Origin of the sequence: Desemzia sp. FAM 23988 (genome assembly GCF_045528365.1) — a bacterium.
Classification (GTDB): Bacteria; Bacillota; Bacilli; order Lactobacillales; family Carnobacteriaceae; genus Desemzia.
In genome coordinates this window covers 85,195-100,102 of sequence record NZ_JBGQQS010000003.1, presented here as the reverse complement: position 1 = coordinate 100,102, position 14,908 = coordinate 85,195, and the positions used below count along the sequence as shown (strand labels likewise).

Annotated in this window: 13 protein-coding genes; all 13 read right to left on the bottom strand. The window is 37.4% G+C overall.

Annotated elements, in window-relative coordinates:
• Positions 1-42 precede the first annotated feature (42 nt).
• Positions 43-912: a phosphate ABC transporter substrate-binding protein PstS family protein gene (locus tag ACEN4L_RS03015; protein WP_407095872.1), complete on the bottom strand. Its 870-nt coding sequence runs from the start codon at positions 910-912 to the stop codon at positions 43-45.
• A gap of 295 nt (positions 913-1,207) precedes the next feature.
• Positions 1,208-1,879: a phosphate signaling complex protein PhoU gene (gene phoU, locus ACEN4L_RS03010; protein ID WP_407095871.1), complete on the bottom strand. Its 672-nt coding sequence runs from the start codon at positions 1,877-1,879 to the stop codon at positions 1,208-1,210.
• Between the two features lie 33 nt (positions 1,880-1,912).
• Complete coding sequence (gene pstB / locus ACEN4L_RS03005; protein ID WP_407095870.1) at positions 1,913-2,665, bottom strand: phosphate ABC transporter ATP-binding protein PstB; 753 nt, start codon at positions 2,663-2,665, stop codon at positions 1,913-1,915.
• Positions 2,665-3,480, bottom strand: a complete 816-nt coding sequence (gene pstA, locus ACEN4L_RS03000; protein ID WP_407095869.1) for a phosphate ABC transporter permease PstA — start codon at positions 3,478-3,480, stop codon at positions 2,665-2,667. The genes pstB and pstA overlap by 1 nt, the downstream gene beginning before the upstream one ends.
• Positions 3,477-4,340 (bottom strand): phosphate ABC transporter permease subunit PstC, encoded by an 864-nt coding sequence (pstC, locus tag ACEN4L_RS02995; protein ID WP_407095868.1) that lies wholly within the window; start codon positions 4,338-4,340, stop codon positions 3,477-3,479. Before pstC ends, pstA begins: the two co-directional genes overlap by 4 nt.
• Before the next feature lie 226 nt (positions 4,341-4,566).
• The gene (locus ACEN4L_RS02990) at positions 4,567-5,478 is read right to left on the bottom strand and encodes a substrate-binding domain-containing protein (RefSeq protein ID WP_407095867.1); all 912 of its coding nucleotides are present in this window, start codon (positions 5,476-5,478) and stop codon (positions 4,567-4,569) included.
• A 429-nt stretch (positions 5,479-5,907) separates the two neighbouring features.
• A complete protein-coding gene (gene pnpS, locus ACEN4L_RS02985; RefSeq protein WP_407095866.1) occupies positions 5,908-7,683 on the bottom strand; it encodes a two-component system histidine kinase PnpS in 1,776 nt (591 codons plus the stop codon).
• Positions 7,680-8,405: a response regulator transcription factor gene (locus ACEN4L_RS02980; RefSeq protein ID WP_407095865.1), complete on the bottom strand. Its 726-nt coding sequence runs from the start codon at positions 8,403-8,405 to the stop codon at positions 7,680-7,682. The genes pnpS and ACEN4L_RS02980 overlap by 4 nt, the downstream gene beginning before the upstream one ends.
• 30 nt (positions 8,406-8,435) lie before the next feature.
• A complete protein-coding gene (locus ACEN4L_RS02975; protein WP_407095864.1) occupies positions 8,436-9,611 on the bottom strand; it encodes a PDZ domain-containing protein in 1,176 nt (391 codons plus the stop codon).
• Between the two features lie 898 nt (positions 9,612-10,509).
• On the bottom strand, positions 10,510-11,715 hold the full coding sequence (locus tag ACEN4L_RS02970; RefSeq protein WP_407095863.1) for an NlpC/P60 family protein: 1,206 nt from the start codon (positions 11,713-11,715) through the stop codon (positions 10,510-10,512).
• 82 nt (positions 11,716-11,797) lie between these two features.
• On the bottom strand, positions 11,798-12,685 hold the full coding sequence (gene ftsX / locus ACEN4L_RS02965; protein ID WP_407095941.1) for a permease-like cell division protein FtsX: 888 nt from the start codon (positions 12,683-12,685) through the stop codon (positions 11,798-11,800).
• Entirely contained in the window at positions 12,675-13,361 is a 687-nt protein-coding gene (gene ftsE / locus ACEN4L_RS02960; RefSeq protein ID WP_407095862.1) for a cell division ATP-binding protein FtsE, read from the bottom strand. Before ftsE ends, ftsX begins: the two co-directional genes overlap by 11 nt.
• 367 nt (positions 13,362-13,728) lie before the next feature.
• Positions 13,729-14,833, bottom strand: a protein-coding gene (gene prfB / locus ACEN4L_RS02955) for a peptide chain release factor 2 (RefSeq protein ID WP_407095861.1) whose coding sequence is annotated in 2 segments (ribosomal slippage) — positions 13,729-14,760 and positions 14,762-14,833 — 1,104 coding nt in all. Because the reading frame shifts where the segments join, the coding sequence is not laid out codon by codon here.
• Positions 14,834-14,908 lie beyond the last annotated feature (75 nt).

Below are 14,908 nucleotides of genomic sequence, written 5' to 3'. Positions count from 1 at the left end.
CAGTCGTCTCTTTCATATATTTTAACTATCTATTTTTTTGAATTATGGATTTTCTATAGGAGTTGTATTCCCTTCAAAATCCCTTTCTACTTCCATTTTGTTGATGGGAATATACCCTAATGTTTCAATCAAACCGCCTTGTACATCTTCTGACAACATGTACTCTAGAAAATCCTTTGTAAGACCTGTGGGCTCTCCATTCGTATACATGTGCTCATAAGACCAGATGAGCCAATCATTTGTACTGACATTTTCATCTGATGGTTCAATTCCATTAATAGACAAAGCTTCGACATCGTCATTTACGTATGAAAAAGCCACATAACTAATCGTTCCAGGAGTGTTGGCCACAATCTGACGAACTGTCCCGCTGGATTCTTGTTCTTGAGAAACAATACTCTTCAAGTCATCTCCAAGTACCCATTTTTCAAAGGTTGCTCTTGTCCCGCTTCCTGATGAACGATTCAAGACTGTAATAGGAAGATCAACTCCGCCTAATTCTTCCCAGTTGGTGATTTTTCCCGTAAAAATCCCCTGTAACTCTTCAAGTGTCACATTTGTTACTCCAGTCCCAGGTGTCACTATAGGTGTGATACCTACTACGGCAACACGGTGGTCGACTAATTTAGTCTCATCGATTCCGTCGCTTTCTTCCGCAAAAATATCTGAATTTCCAATATCTACTGCTTCTGCAGCGATTTGGCTTAACCCAGTCCCGCTACCACCGCCTTGAACATTAATAAATTTCCCTAAATTTTCTGCACTGTATTGTTCACCGGCTGCTTCTACTAATGGCTGTAAAGCTGAGGAACCCACAGCTGTGATAGACTCTTCGTCCACTACTTCACCACATGCTGTCAACACCAAACCGGCCATTATAGTCAAAAGAACACGGAATTTTTTAAGTTTCATCATGTACCTCCCATGAGATTACCTTTTTTTAAATAGAGTATGTAAATAGTATACATAAAATTAACTCAAATCCATAATACCGATACTTTGTAAATCTTATATAGTCTTATTGTAAATTTTATGTAAAGGGAATGAATGGAAAACCTTTACATAAAATTAAAATATACAAAAAAAGCGTTGAAGTTAGTGTAACTTCAACGCTTTTTTTATTGCATATTCAAATATTGTCCGTTGAAAAAATTTCTAGTTTTTTTACAATAACTAATATAAAACACAGAATTCCATCATGTATTTCTTAGATACCTTTATTTTTGGTATTCAGCTCTACTACTTTTCCTGTTTCATGGTAAATGATCCATTCACAAATATTCGTGACATAGTCCCCGATTCGCTCTAGATAACCTGCTACTAAAATGTAATCTGTAGCCCCAATCACCAACTCTGAATTCCTTTTCATATCCTCAATGGCTTTTCCAGTGATCGTATGAGCAGCTTTATCAATCTTTCTGTCGTTCAAAGCAATTTCTTCGGCTTTTTCTACATCGTATTTTAGATAGGCTTCTAAAACGACTTCGACACTTTCTTTTACTTTTTCAGCTAAATCAGCAATATCTGCTTCTATTTCTGGAACACGTTTGTTGCCTTTCACTCGAATAGTCGATTTTGAAATACTTACTGCGTGGTCTCCCATCCGCTCTAAGTCCGCGCTAGCTTTCATCACTGTAATGATTTTCCGTAAATCGCTCGTCACAGGTTGTTGTAAAGCAATCAGTTCAAAACATTTATTTTCCAGCTCTGCTTCTCTGTTATTGATAGCATCATCGTCCTCTATTACAGCATGCGCTAAATCTTTGTCATGATTGACAAACGCTTTTACCGATTTGTAGATAGCTTCATTTACCATCATGCCCATTTCAGAAAAATGAACGTGTAAGTCATTTAATTCTTCTTCAAAATTTTGTCTCATTGAAGGACCTCTTTCTGTTACATATTTTCTACTCTAACCAAATCGTCCTGAAATATAGTCTTCTGTTTGTTTTTTCTCTGGATTGGTAAACATCTTTCTGGTGTCACCAGATTCAATAATGTACCCATTGAAAAAGAAGGCTGTATTATCAGAAACGCGAGATGCTTGTTGCATATTGTGAGTAACCATAACTATAGTATACTTCTCTTTCAGCTCCGTTACCAATTCTTCTATTTTAGCAGTTGAAATGGGATCCAATGCACTGGTTGGCTCATCCATCAATAATACTTCTGGTTGAACAGCTAATGCTCGAGCTATACAGATTCTTTGTTGTTGTCCACCAGAAATAGAGAGTGAGTTCTTGTTTAAGTCATCTTTCACTTCACCCCAAATAGCCGCACCGCGCAAGCTTTTTTCAACGATCTCATCCAACTCTTTTTTATCTTTTACTCCATGTGTTCTCGGTCCATACGCGATATTGTTGTAAATACTCATTGGAAACGGATTAGGTTGTTGGAAAACCATCCCTACATCCTTGCGTAAAGTATTCACATTTGTACTCGAATTATAGATATCTTTACCATCTAATAAAATATCTCCTTCGATTCGGCAGCCTTCTACTAAATCATTCATTCGGTTTAAGCTTTTGATCAACGTAGATTTCCCACACCCAGATGGCCCGATAAATGCTGTGATTTCATTTTTAGGAATCTCTAAGCTTACGCCATGTAAAGCTTGAAAGTCCCCATACCAAAGATTCATATCTTTTATACTAATTTTACTCATTATTTAGTCCCCTTTGTGAGCTTATTGCTAAGAAATGTTGACAGTCCGTTGATGACCAATACAAACAATATCAATACTACACCGGTAGCAAACGATTGATTGACATGGATACCTTCATTTGATAACACATACATGTGTAAAGCTAGCGTTCTTCCTGAAGAAAACAATCCAGTTGGCAAATTAGAAGAAGTGCCCAAGGTGTACATTAAAGCAGCCGTTTCTCCGATCACTCGACCACTGGCTAAAATAACTCCTGCTAAAATACCGGGCATAGCGACTGGTAAAACGACTCTGAAAATCGTTCTCAGTTTTCCAGCTCCTAAGCCAAAACTGGCTTCACGAAGAGAATCATTTACTGCCATCAATGCTTCTTCAGTTGAACGGATGATCAAAGGCAGCACCATGATTACAGAAGTCAACACTCCTGCTGCCACACTGTATTGAAAGCCTAAAAAAGTTACAAAGAACAACATTCCAAACAATCCATAAACAATTGACGGTACGGCCGCTAAAGTATCCGTTGCCATACGAATAGCTCCTACTACTTTATTTCCTTTTTTGGCATATTCTACCAAATAAAACCCTGTAAAAACACCGATTGGAGTTGCAATCAATAGCGTTAGTCCTAAAACGATAAAAGTCGTAATCAAAGCAGGCATCAACGATTGATTATCTGGAGTAAATTCCCATGCAAACATATCTGCTGTTAAATGAGGGAGTCCATTTGAAAAGATGTACACTAAAATAAAAACTAGTGAAGCAAATGTGATTGTGGCGGATAAATATACTAGAGAGCGGATAATCTTACTGCTCATGCTTTAGACTCCTTTCGCTTAATAATCATGAAAATTCCATTGATAATTAAGATAAATACGAATAGCACAACACCAGTAGCAATGAGTGCTTCTCTATGATTACCAGCAGCATAGGCCATTTCAAGAACAATATTCGTCGTTAATGTACGTACTCCGCTTGTCAAGTTTTGAGGGATGATCGGTTGGTTCCCAGCAATCAATACGACCGCCATCGTTTCACCGATAGCTCTTCCGACTCCTAAAATGACGGAAGAAATGATACCAGATTTTGCAGCAGGCAACATGACTTTCAGTACCGTGCGTTCATGAGTAGAGCCAAGAGCCATACTTCCTGTGTAATACGATCTAGGTACAGATCGTAAACTAGATTCTGATAAACCGATAATTGTCGGTAAAATCATGATTCCAAGTAAAATCATCGCCGTCAACATATTCATTCCAGTCCCGCCAAAAATGTCACGCATGATCGGAACAATTAGTTGCAATGCAAAGAAACCATAAACAATTGAGGGAATAGCTGCCATTAAGTTAACAGCTGGTTTTAAGATTTTGTGCAGCTTTGGAGGACAAAATTCCGCCATGAAAATAGCTGTTAAAATACCGATCGGTACACCGATAACAATGGCACCGATGGTTACAAAAATTGATCCTAAAATCATTGGTAAAATACCAAATGATGCTGGCGAGTTTGAAGGAGCCCAACGTTCTCCAAACAAAAAATCAGTCAATCCATATTCCATCATAAACGGAACTCCGCCTGCAAACATGAAAATGATAATTAGAATAATTGATAGTACGGATATCAAGGCAGAAAATAGAAATACACCTTGCATAAATCCTTCTAATTTTTTTGCTTTCATGATTATCTCCTTTTTGTGTTACAGATTAAATCATCCATAAATACAATATCATTTAAGGCAGTATACTTATGGATAATTGTAAAATAGTTTACCTAATTTCATTACCCCATAAAAAAAACAACGAGCCTGCTTTAGCAATAAGGCAGGCTCGTAAAGTTGAATGTCTTGTTTTTTCTTACATTCTAAAAGAAGACCAGAAAAATTGGTCTTCTTTTAATTGTTTTACTTATTCAGCAACATCTGCCCAAGTTGTTACTTCACCAGTATAAATTTGTCTTACTTGTTCTGTAGTTAAATCTTCCACTGAATTATCAGGGTGAACGATTACTGCGATACCATCAATTGCAAGCGCCTCTGCAGTTAATTCAGCAAGTTCTTCTTCTTTTAATTCACGAGAAGCCATACCAATATCAGCAGATCCATCCATTGCTGCTGTCATACCAGCAGATGAACCGTTAGATGTGATATCGATCGTTACATCTGGGTTTAAGTTCTTATATTCTTCAACCAATACTTCCATTACAGGAGTTACAGAAGTTGAACCTACAACACTCACATTTCCTGAAAGTCCTTCAGCAGCTTCGTATGCAGGTGCATCTGAAACAGCTTCAACATATCCTTCTCCAACGACTAACTCTTGTCCTTCAGCGCTCATAACAAATGTCCAGAAGTCTTGTGCAACTTCGCTCAATTCACCGCTGTATGCAATGTTGAATGGACGAGCAATTTCATATGAACCGTCTTGAACAGTTTCCGTACTTGGCTCAACTCCATTGATCATTAATGCTTTTACAGTATCATTAATTGATCCCAACGAGATATAACCAATTGATACAGGATCTCCAGCAACAGTGGTCATGACTCCGTTAGTACTGTTTTGAATCGTTGCTCCAGCGTAAGTATTGTCTGTTTCTGTGTCGCCATCTGCAACTAAAACACCAGTGATCTCTGTAAAAGCACCGCGTGTACCTGAACCATCTTCACGTGTGATAACATTGATGGTTTGAGAAGTATCAAAATCTCCTCCCCCAGCATTATCTCCGCTTTCAGTTCCAGCTTCTTCTCCACCGCCACAAGCTGCTAGTAAAAGAGCTGCTCCGGTAGTTAACATATATTTAGATATTTTTTTGAAATCCATTTATTCCCATCCTTTTTGTTTGGTTTTTTGGACTACATCCGCTCGTCCACAAAACCTATCTTAAACTGTGAATATTAATTTTTAATCGACTTTATGTAATGTTTCATTGGGATTATGTAAAGATTATTAACTTCATGTAAAAGGACATGGAGCAAGAAGGTTAGTTGCTCCTTTTTGATCAATCTTTCCTTTATAAGTCTTTAACCTATGTCATTATTTTCGCAAACTTCGATAGACTGTACCTATTAATAGTTATACTCAGCGTGTACATAGCTTAAGAAAAATAGTATTTTTCTATCCGACTTTATCCCCAAATAATCAGTTTCTTGAACCTTTCAGTTGAGTTATCCTCAACTGTAATCGCTGGAAATACACAAAAAAGCTCAAGAAATCTCCACATTTCTGCTGATTTCTTGAGCTTTTATGAGTTTAAATCAAATGATAGGGCAATTTAACTGTGAAGGTGGTTCCAAGTCCTAATTTACTGTGTACAGTGATCGAACCATTTAAGTTCTCCACTAAATACTTCACGATGGATAATCCTAATCCTGTTCCACCAGAGTTTCGGCTTCTCGCTTTATCTACACGATAAAAACGTTCGAAAATCCGGTCTTGTTCATCTTCAGGAATTCCAATACCATTATCACTTACTTCAATAACAGCATATTCATCATCTTTATGAATCTTCACGACTACTTTCCCTTTTTCTTGAGTATACACAATGGCGTTGTTGATCAAATTAGCTAAGACCTGTTTTAAGCGACTTAAGTCGGTTTGGATACTGACTGTATCTTCTTCAATAATAGAAAGTTCCATTTGTTTACTTTCCGCTTTTTGTTTCACTAATTTGAAAGTTGATTCAATAGCCTCTCGCACCTTCACGTTTTCCGCATTTACAGGAACTTGTTTTTGTTCTACGCGAGATAATTCTAAAATATCGTTGACAATAGAATCTAACCGAATGCTTTCTTTTAACATGATTTCCAGAAATTGATCCAATACTTCTTTGTCTTCCTTCGCTCCGTCTAGAAGTGTCTCTGCAAAGCCTTTTAGAGCTGTTACAGGCGTTCTCAACTCATGAGATGCATTGGCAACGAAGTCTGTCCGGACTTTTTCCAATCTCCTGATTTCCGTAATATCATACAGCAAAACGATCACGTTGAGTTCTCCAGGATTTTTCCCGCTGATCGGAACAATATTGGCATCCACGATCCGATCTTGTGGATAATAGAAATAAATCTCATTATTTTGAGCTTTTTTCCTTCTGTACGCTCTCTCTATAATATGACTTAACCCATAGCTTTTAATGGCTTCCACATAAGTTTTCCCTAACAGTTTAGACGTATCTTCACCTAAAATCCGATTCATGGCTGGATTGACCATTTGGATGTTGCGTTGATCGTCCAGTAGCATGACGCCAATCACTAAATGATTGATCAACTCATACAGTCGTTCATCGTTTTGTCTAATCTCCAACATTTGGTTTTCTAAACTCTCTGCCAGTTCATTTACAGTTGAGCCCAATTTAGAAATCTCTCCAAATCCTTGACCCGAATAACGCACCGTATAGTGTTTTTCAGAAAGCTCTTTTGTCACATCCATAACTTCTTCTATAGGGCTTATAATGCGTTTAGTTGTGAAATACGTGATGATTGACGCTACTAATAAAGCCACAATAATAAATAGAACCAGAGACTGATTGATTTCAGTGTACAACTGAGTAATGGTTTCAACTGGTTGAGACAAACGCAGGATATTAATGAGTTCACCAGTTTCATCAAATAAAGGTACAGCCACATAGTATTCTTCTATCCCTGTACTATTGCTCACCCGGGATCCTATTCCATAAGAACTTCCATCTATAACTGTTTCCACTTCTTCTCTTTGCGCATGATTCTCTAACGTTTCTGCATTTGTTTCAGAATCATAAATAACTGTACCATCTGGTTGAATCAATGTGATTCGTTCATCCAGTTGGACAGACAGAGCATCCATTTGCATTAAAGTGTCAGATATCGGGCTGTTTTCTACGAAGTCATCGGATAAAAAGGAACCCATCAATCGAGCTTGTTCAATCAATGTGTCACTTTGTCGCTCACGAGAATGCGAGTCCAATAGATTATTTAAAAAGACACCGAATACTAAGCTGAACAAAATGAAAATAATCATAAAGGTACTTAAAATCCTTAAATGCAGTTGCTTCATACTTTAGGCGCCTCGAATTTATATCCGAAACCTCTAACAGTACGAATGTATTCAGGATTTTTAGTATCTACTTCGATTTTTTCGCGTAAGTGACTGATATGCACATCCACAATTCGTGTTTCTCCTGCATAATCAAAGTTCCAAATAGCATTAAGAAGCTGCTCACGGCTTAGAATACGATTCAATCTTTTAGTCATATACAAGAGCAGTTCGAATTCTTTTGGTGTCAATTCGATTTGGTCACCGCGAACCACTACTTCATATTGTTGTGGGTAAATGACGATTTCTCCCACTTCGATTTTTTCGTCTTCATTTGGCACATCTGTTTTAGCTTCGTTTTCAGTATTCTCAGAAGGCTCACCCATTCTACGCATGATAGCCTTCATTCGAGCTAAGACTTCCCGAGGGCTGAACGGCTTTGTCATATAGTCATCCGCGCCCAGTTCTAACCCTATAATTTTTTCGAGTTCATCGTCTTTAGCAGTTAACATCAAGATAGGAGTGTTGATCTTTTCTTGACGCAGCTTTTTACAAATATCCATTCCATCCATTGATGGCAACATTAAATCTAAAATAATAAAATCAAATGATTTCGTAACAGCTAACTCGTACCCTTCTAATCCATCAGAAGCCGTTTTAACTGAATAGCCTTCTTTTTCTAAATTAAACGCTAGTAACGTAATAATTGAAGGTTCATCGTCTACGATCAATACTTTTTTCATATTGTTCCTCCGTTAACTTTTTTCATTTTGTCAGGGTAAAAAGACAATTCCAAGTCCATGTGGATCATCAGCGTATAAAGCCGTCTCCGTTAATCGTGGTTCACCGCTGATGTCATTGACTTTTAAATGACAATAAACACTGTTTTTAGCAAGAGCTGCATAGAAGTCATCTTCTGTCTCAATGGGGATTTCATTGCAATAAGTTACTGTTTCTCCTGCCTGCAACTTCATTTTTTCTGCCGGAGTATTAGGTCGGATACCGATGATCTTTAATCCTTTATCCGCAGGTGCATATAGTCGTCGTCCACTTTTTTCTCTCAAATAGTGTCTCCATAGTACAATAACGCCACCTAAGAATAAAACTGTTAATCCGCCTAACAAGATCAAAGAATTCCAAAAAGAACCTGCAACGCACAGGAGCCCGAGTAGAGCTACAAGACTTAATTCCTTAGCTATTTTTTCAGTTGCCTCTTTTGGAACTTGAGATTGAACAGTGTATCTAAATCCAATCAATAGGGGCAACACAAAAAAAGAATAAGTTCCATTTCCAATAGAAAAGACTGGCCACCAATCAAATAACTCAGTAAAGGTTTCACCTGGTATAACAAGCACTAAGGGCATCAACCAAAAAGGCGTCAATGGGTATGTCGCGATTTTCTTCCCTCTCTTGGTTTTATTGAATCTTGGAGAAAAACTCGTCTCTCTTTGATAAAACAAATAAGCTGTTGTTGCAAGTAAACTGAATACTGCAATCATTAAACTATTCTGGATGAGCTGAGCATTCAACCACTCTAGTTGAGTAATCCCCTGATACCAATCATTGATGGGATTCGGTAGTTGATCCACTATTCCAAATCTATCTATTCCAATAATAGCTAAAGCGGATAAAGGAAACGTAAATAGAGGATGAAAAAAGCGTAATCCAGCCAGCAATCCTAGAAGTGCAAATAGTTGATAAAGAACTATAATTTCAATCGTGATCGGTACACCAGCACCAACAATCAAGAGCGAACCGATTAATCCGGGAATCAATCCTTTTGTAAAAAATTGAACCACCTCATGATTGTCTTTATTAATGGCTACGCGAAACAACTTTCGTTCTTGTTTTTTTCTATTAACTGCTAAACTTAGTGCCACCATAACACCGATCAAAAAAGTTGGTTGAATAAAAAAGAGTAGTACTGCACTGAATAGATTACTTACCATATTTTCCCCTTCTTCCCAGCTCCAACATTTATTTTAACAAATAAACATTAGATAATCTTGATTTTTACAAAGACCATACAATTTACATTACTTTTACAAAAATACACAAAAAAACTTTTTACGCATTCTATTTATCTCTACTATACCATAAGGAAACAAAAATATAATTTACTAATGATAAAAAGAGTATTGAAAAAAAGTGCGTTTATTGTATAAGTCTTTATTCTAGAAAGCTGGGCTCTTCTTAATAGTCAGGAAGAAGATTTAGACGTATGGTTCTATTTCAATTAACAGTGAGGAGGAAACAAAAGCGGACTTAAACTAGGCGATTTTGTTTTTATTCGAGTAGAGTAACGGCACTCAACAGCTTCCTTTGGAGGAATGCTCTGTTCACTGTGAAAAGAGGCCTTCATTTGTGGGAGCAAATGAGGGTTATTCATCAAGTGAGGAATCAAAAATGTCCGACTCGATGAATAAATGGGGTTTATTGATGAAGCAGCGTTCACTTAAGCTCTCAATTGACTAATAAATTGTATTTACTTCTCAAATGAACCTAAAATGAAGTTTCACTTGACTAATAAACTAAAACAATAGAGTTGCTGGCTGTCTCAGATTCATTCATGTTCTCCTCCGAGCAACAATTAACAATTAATGAGAAAATATGGTTTTAGTTTCCAACGTTAAATGCCACAGAACCCAAATTTCACCTCACAGTGGACACCTTTGCCTTCTACTATATGCTTTACCACTGTCAGGTCGCATTCGGGACTTGCACCCGTTAGAGTTCGCCCATGCTGGGCGAACAAAAAGAGGCAGGACTCTAGGTCCTGCCTCCAACGTAAAAGCATTCAATCTCTATTATCGAATAATTAAATGGGGATGCTCTATAATGATTAAATTAGTTTACTCGTCCAAAACCTACTAGGTATTTTGCCCAGTAATATTGATTGATTTCAGCAACTGCTACTCCAGTTGAACTTTGTGCACCAATAAATTTATTGTTTCCTAAATAAATTCCTACATGATCAACTCCACCAGTTTGGCTGAAGAATACTAAATCACCTGGTTGTGCTTGAGATTGAGAAATTTTTGTAGAAGCTGCATATTGTCCGCTTGCTGTACGTGGAAGTGAAATGCCAGCTTTTGCAAAAGCATAGCTTGTAAATCCAGAACAGTCAAATCCAGATGTAGTTGTCCCACCAAATAGATACGGTGTACCACTTACTGAGAATGCTGCATTTTTAACAGTACCCCAAACTCCACCTGCTGGAGAAGTGGTTGCGTTAGCTGTTTGTGCAGCTTTCAATTCAGCTTCTGGAGCAGAAGCTGCTTCTACAGTTGATGCAGATGCAGTTTCTGAATCAGAAGAACTATTGTCCGTACTTGCTGCAGGTGTAACGGCTTCTACTGAAGTCAATAATGCAGCTTCTGTTTCTGCTGCTTCTTTTACACTCAAATAGTAGTCTTTTTGATCTTGAACATCAGCTTTATCAGCTGCAATGGTTGCTACTGCTACTTCTTTTTCAAGCTTTTTAGTTTCTAAATCAGCTTTAGCTGCTTCTAGTTCCGCAGCTAATACATTTTGTTCTTGCAGTTTTTCTTCTGTTGCAGCTTCTGCAGCAGCTACTGCTTCTTTATCTTCATTTTGAGCTGTAACTAGATCTTGATTAGCTTTAACTAAACTAGAAATTACGTCCATCCGTGTCATTGCATCAGCAAAAGTTTCAGATTCTAAAAGAAACTGAACAAAGTTTCCAGTGTTTCCGCTTGTTTGAACAGAACGAGCTTGTGCAGCCAATTTCTCTTCACGGTTTTCAATCGCTTCTGTTAAAGAGTTGATTTCAGATTGTAATTCTTTCAATGTTGTTTGAGCTTCTGTCATTTCTTTTACTAGAGAATCTGCTTTAGATTCATTCTCTTTGATAGAATCAGCAATTTCTACTAGAGTTGCTTGAGCAGATTTCTCTTGTGCTTCTAAATCTGACAATTGTTTGTTTGTACTCTCAATATCTGAATCGATTGATGCATAAGCCGTTATCGGCGATACCACTGTAGTAAACCCTAATACTGTAAGCAATGCTAGATGGACTAATTTCTTTTTCACGATGTTTCCCCCAATTATTCGATAAGTTTTTGACTGATAGTTGCTTTACACTTGACTAGTTCTTTAACATTTTTGACTTTGTTTACACACGTAAAAATTTTCTAATAGAAAGTAAGGATCCTATTGCTCCGATAACTATTCCGACTGCTAAGAGTACTGCTCCCAGTTGGAATAAGAAAGGATTTACCGGTAATAATGAGAAGTAGGTTCCAACAAAATAATTTGAAATCATATCATATCCGTATACATATACTGCACTAATGATAGCTGTTGGGATGATAGCACCAACTAATCCTATAAGTGCTCCTTCAATAACAAATGGCCAACGGATAAACCAGTTTGTGGCTCCTACTAATTTCATGATCTCAATTTCTGTTCGTCTCGAGAAAATAGTGATACGAATCGTATTTGAAATCAAGAAGACCGCTGTTAGTAGTAATGCTATAATAACTACCCCACCAATATTGCGGACACTTTCCATTGTTTCAAATAATTTATCTGCTTCTGCTCCACCATAATTGGCTTGAGATACAAATTCCATTTCTTCGACTTTTTCAGCTACGACACTAGTTTGTTCTGGCGAATTGGTATTGACGATATAAACGTCGTGCAATGGATTATCATCGCCTTCGAATAAGTCAAATTCTGTTCCATAAGTTCCAACTACTTGTTGCAATTCATCTTCACGACTAGAATATTCAACGGTTTCAACTTCTGGCAGTTTTTCTAAGTCTTCACCTAACTGCGATTGTTGTTCTTCTGTTGCAGCTAAATCGATATATACACGAACACTCACATCATTTTCTACATCAGAGGCTAATTTATTTACATTCATTAATAATGCGATAAAACTACCAACTAAAAGTAATGTTACAGCAACAGCACTAACCGCTGCCAGTGACATCCAGCCATTTCTGACTAAGCTTTTAAATGCTTCTTTGATATGTCTTCCCATCGTTCTAAGCTTCATAGCCATAGTCCCCTTCCTGTTGGTCACGGACAATGCGGCCATTTTCGATTGCAAGAACACGATGTCTTACTTCATTAACGATTTGACTATTGTGAGTTGCCATAATAATGGTTGTTCCGCTGTTGGCAATTTCATCTAAAATATGCATAATTTCCCATGATGTTTCGGGGTCTAAGTTACCAGTCGGCTCATCACAAATCAATACGCGAGGCATATTGGCAATAGCTCTTGCGATCGCAATCCGTTGTTGTTCTCCACCTGATAATTCATTCGGGAACATCTTAACTTTATGTTTCAGCTTCACCAAATCCAGTACTTCCAAAACACGTTTTTTAATAGCTTTTGGATTTTTTTCCACTACTTCCATTGCATAAGCAATATTTTCGTATACAGTAAGTCTTGGCAACAGTTTAAAATCTTGGAAAACTACTCCAACATGTCTTCTTAAAAAAGGAACTTGTTTATTTTTCATTTTCGCTAAATCAAAATCTCCTACTTTTATCGTTCCTTTTGTAGGCAGCTCTTCTCTATAGATCATTTTAATAAAAGTTGACTTCCCAGCACCACTTGGCCCAACTACATAGACAAATTCGCCTTGCTCAATACGAATAGACAAATCATTCACAGCAGTAATCCCATTAGGATACTTCTTCGAAACGTTGAGCATTTCAATCATTATTTTATCACCTATCTAAGTTTGAATTTTTTTTACACTGTCTAACAGTATAAAAAAAGCAAAGTATTCCCTTTGCCCAAAAACAATTATATCATTTAGAGAATCAATGTCTGTTTTAATCTCTTTACAAAAACATTTCAATATATTTCACAACATGTCACTATAGAACTCTTTCTACCTGTGTCTTTCTCTACTTCGACTTCACTCCAACTTTACTATTGTTTAGAGGTTAGCTTGCCTTATATTGAGCAATTGGCTGCTTTTATCACCTCTTTTCGAGAGAGCCGGATTCTTTGAATGTTACAAAGATGACAAAAAAAGAACCTTCGCCATCTATAAAGTATGACGAAAGTTCGACAGAATATTTTTAGTTGCTGATATGACTAGTTAAATAAGCATGGATAAATGGATCTAAATCTCCATCCATCACATTATTCACATTTCCAGTTTCATAGTTCGTCCGATGATCTTTAACCATAGAATACGGATGAAAAACATAAGAGCGAATTTGAGAACCCCATCCGATTTCTTTTTGTTCTCCACGAATAGCAGCCATTTCTTTTTCTTTTTCTTCGAGCTGCAGTTGATGCAATTTGGCTTTCAGCATTTTCATTGCTTGCTCTTTATTTTGCAATTGCGAGCGTTGCGCTTGACTAGCCGTTACCTCTCCAGTCGGTAAATGGGTGATGCGGACCGCTGAATCTGTTTTATTGATGTGTTGTCCACCAGCTCCACTTGCTCGATAAGTATCGATACGCAACTCGTCCGGATTGATTTCAATATCAATATCATCATCAAATTCCGGAACCACATCTACCGACGCAAAGGAGGTGTGCCGTCTTCCAGCAGAGTCAAAAGGTGAAATCCGTACAAGACGATGTACACCTTTTTCAGCTTTCAAATACCCATAAGCATTTTGTCCTTTGATCAATAAGGTCACACTTTTAATTCCCGCTTCGTCACCATCCTGGTAATCAAGAATCTCTATCTTAAAACCTTTTTGTTCTGCCCAGCGAGTATACATTCGGTACAACATACTGCCCCAATCTTGAGACTCTGTTCCGCCTGCTCCAGGATGAATTTCCAGCAAGGCATTATTTTTATCATACGGCTCGCTTAACAGCATTTGAAGTTCGAATTCTTCTACTTCTTTTTCAAATTGGATCGTCGTATCACTTAATTCTTTTTCCAACGCTTCGTCTTTTTCCTCATTCAGCATTTCCAGCATCACTTCAAGATCTTCTTTTTGCGTTTCTAATCCTTTAAACTGGTTGTACTTCTCTTTGATCGTATTCGCATCATTGATCGTTTGTTGAGCTTTCTCGGTGTTGTCCCAGAAACCTGGTTCAGCCATCATTTCATTGTACTCAGCAATGTCTCGCTCCATACCTTCTAAGTCAAAGAGACCCCCTGAAATTGGCTAACTTCTTTTCAACAAATTCTAAAAAATTTCTTACTTCACTGAGTTCCATTAAAATTCCTCCTAAAATTCACTAAAGGGCTTAGCCAAATAATTTGTCTAAACCCTCTAGTCTTTAAATACAGCT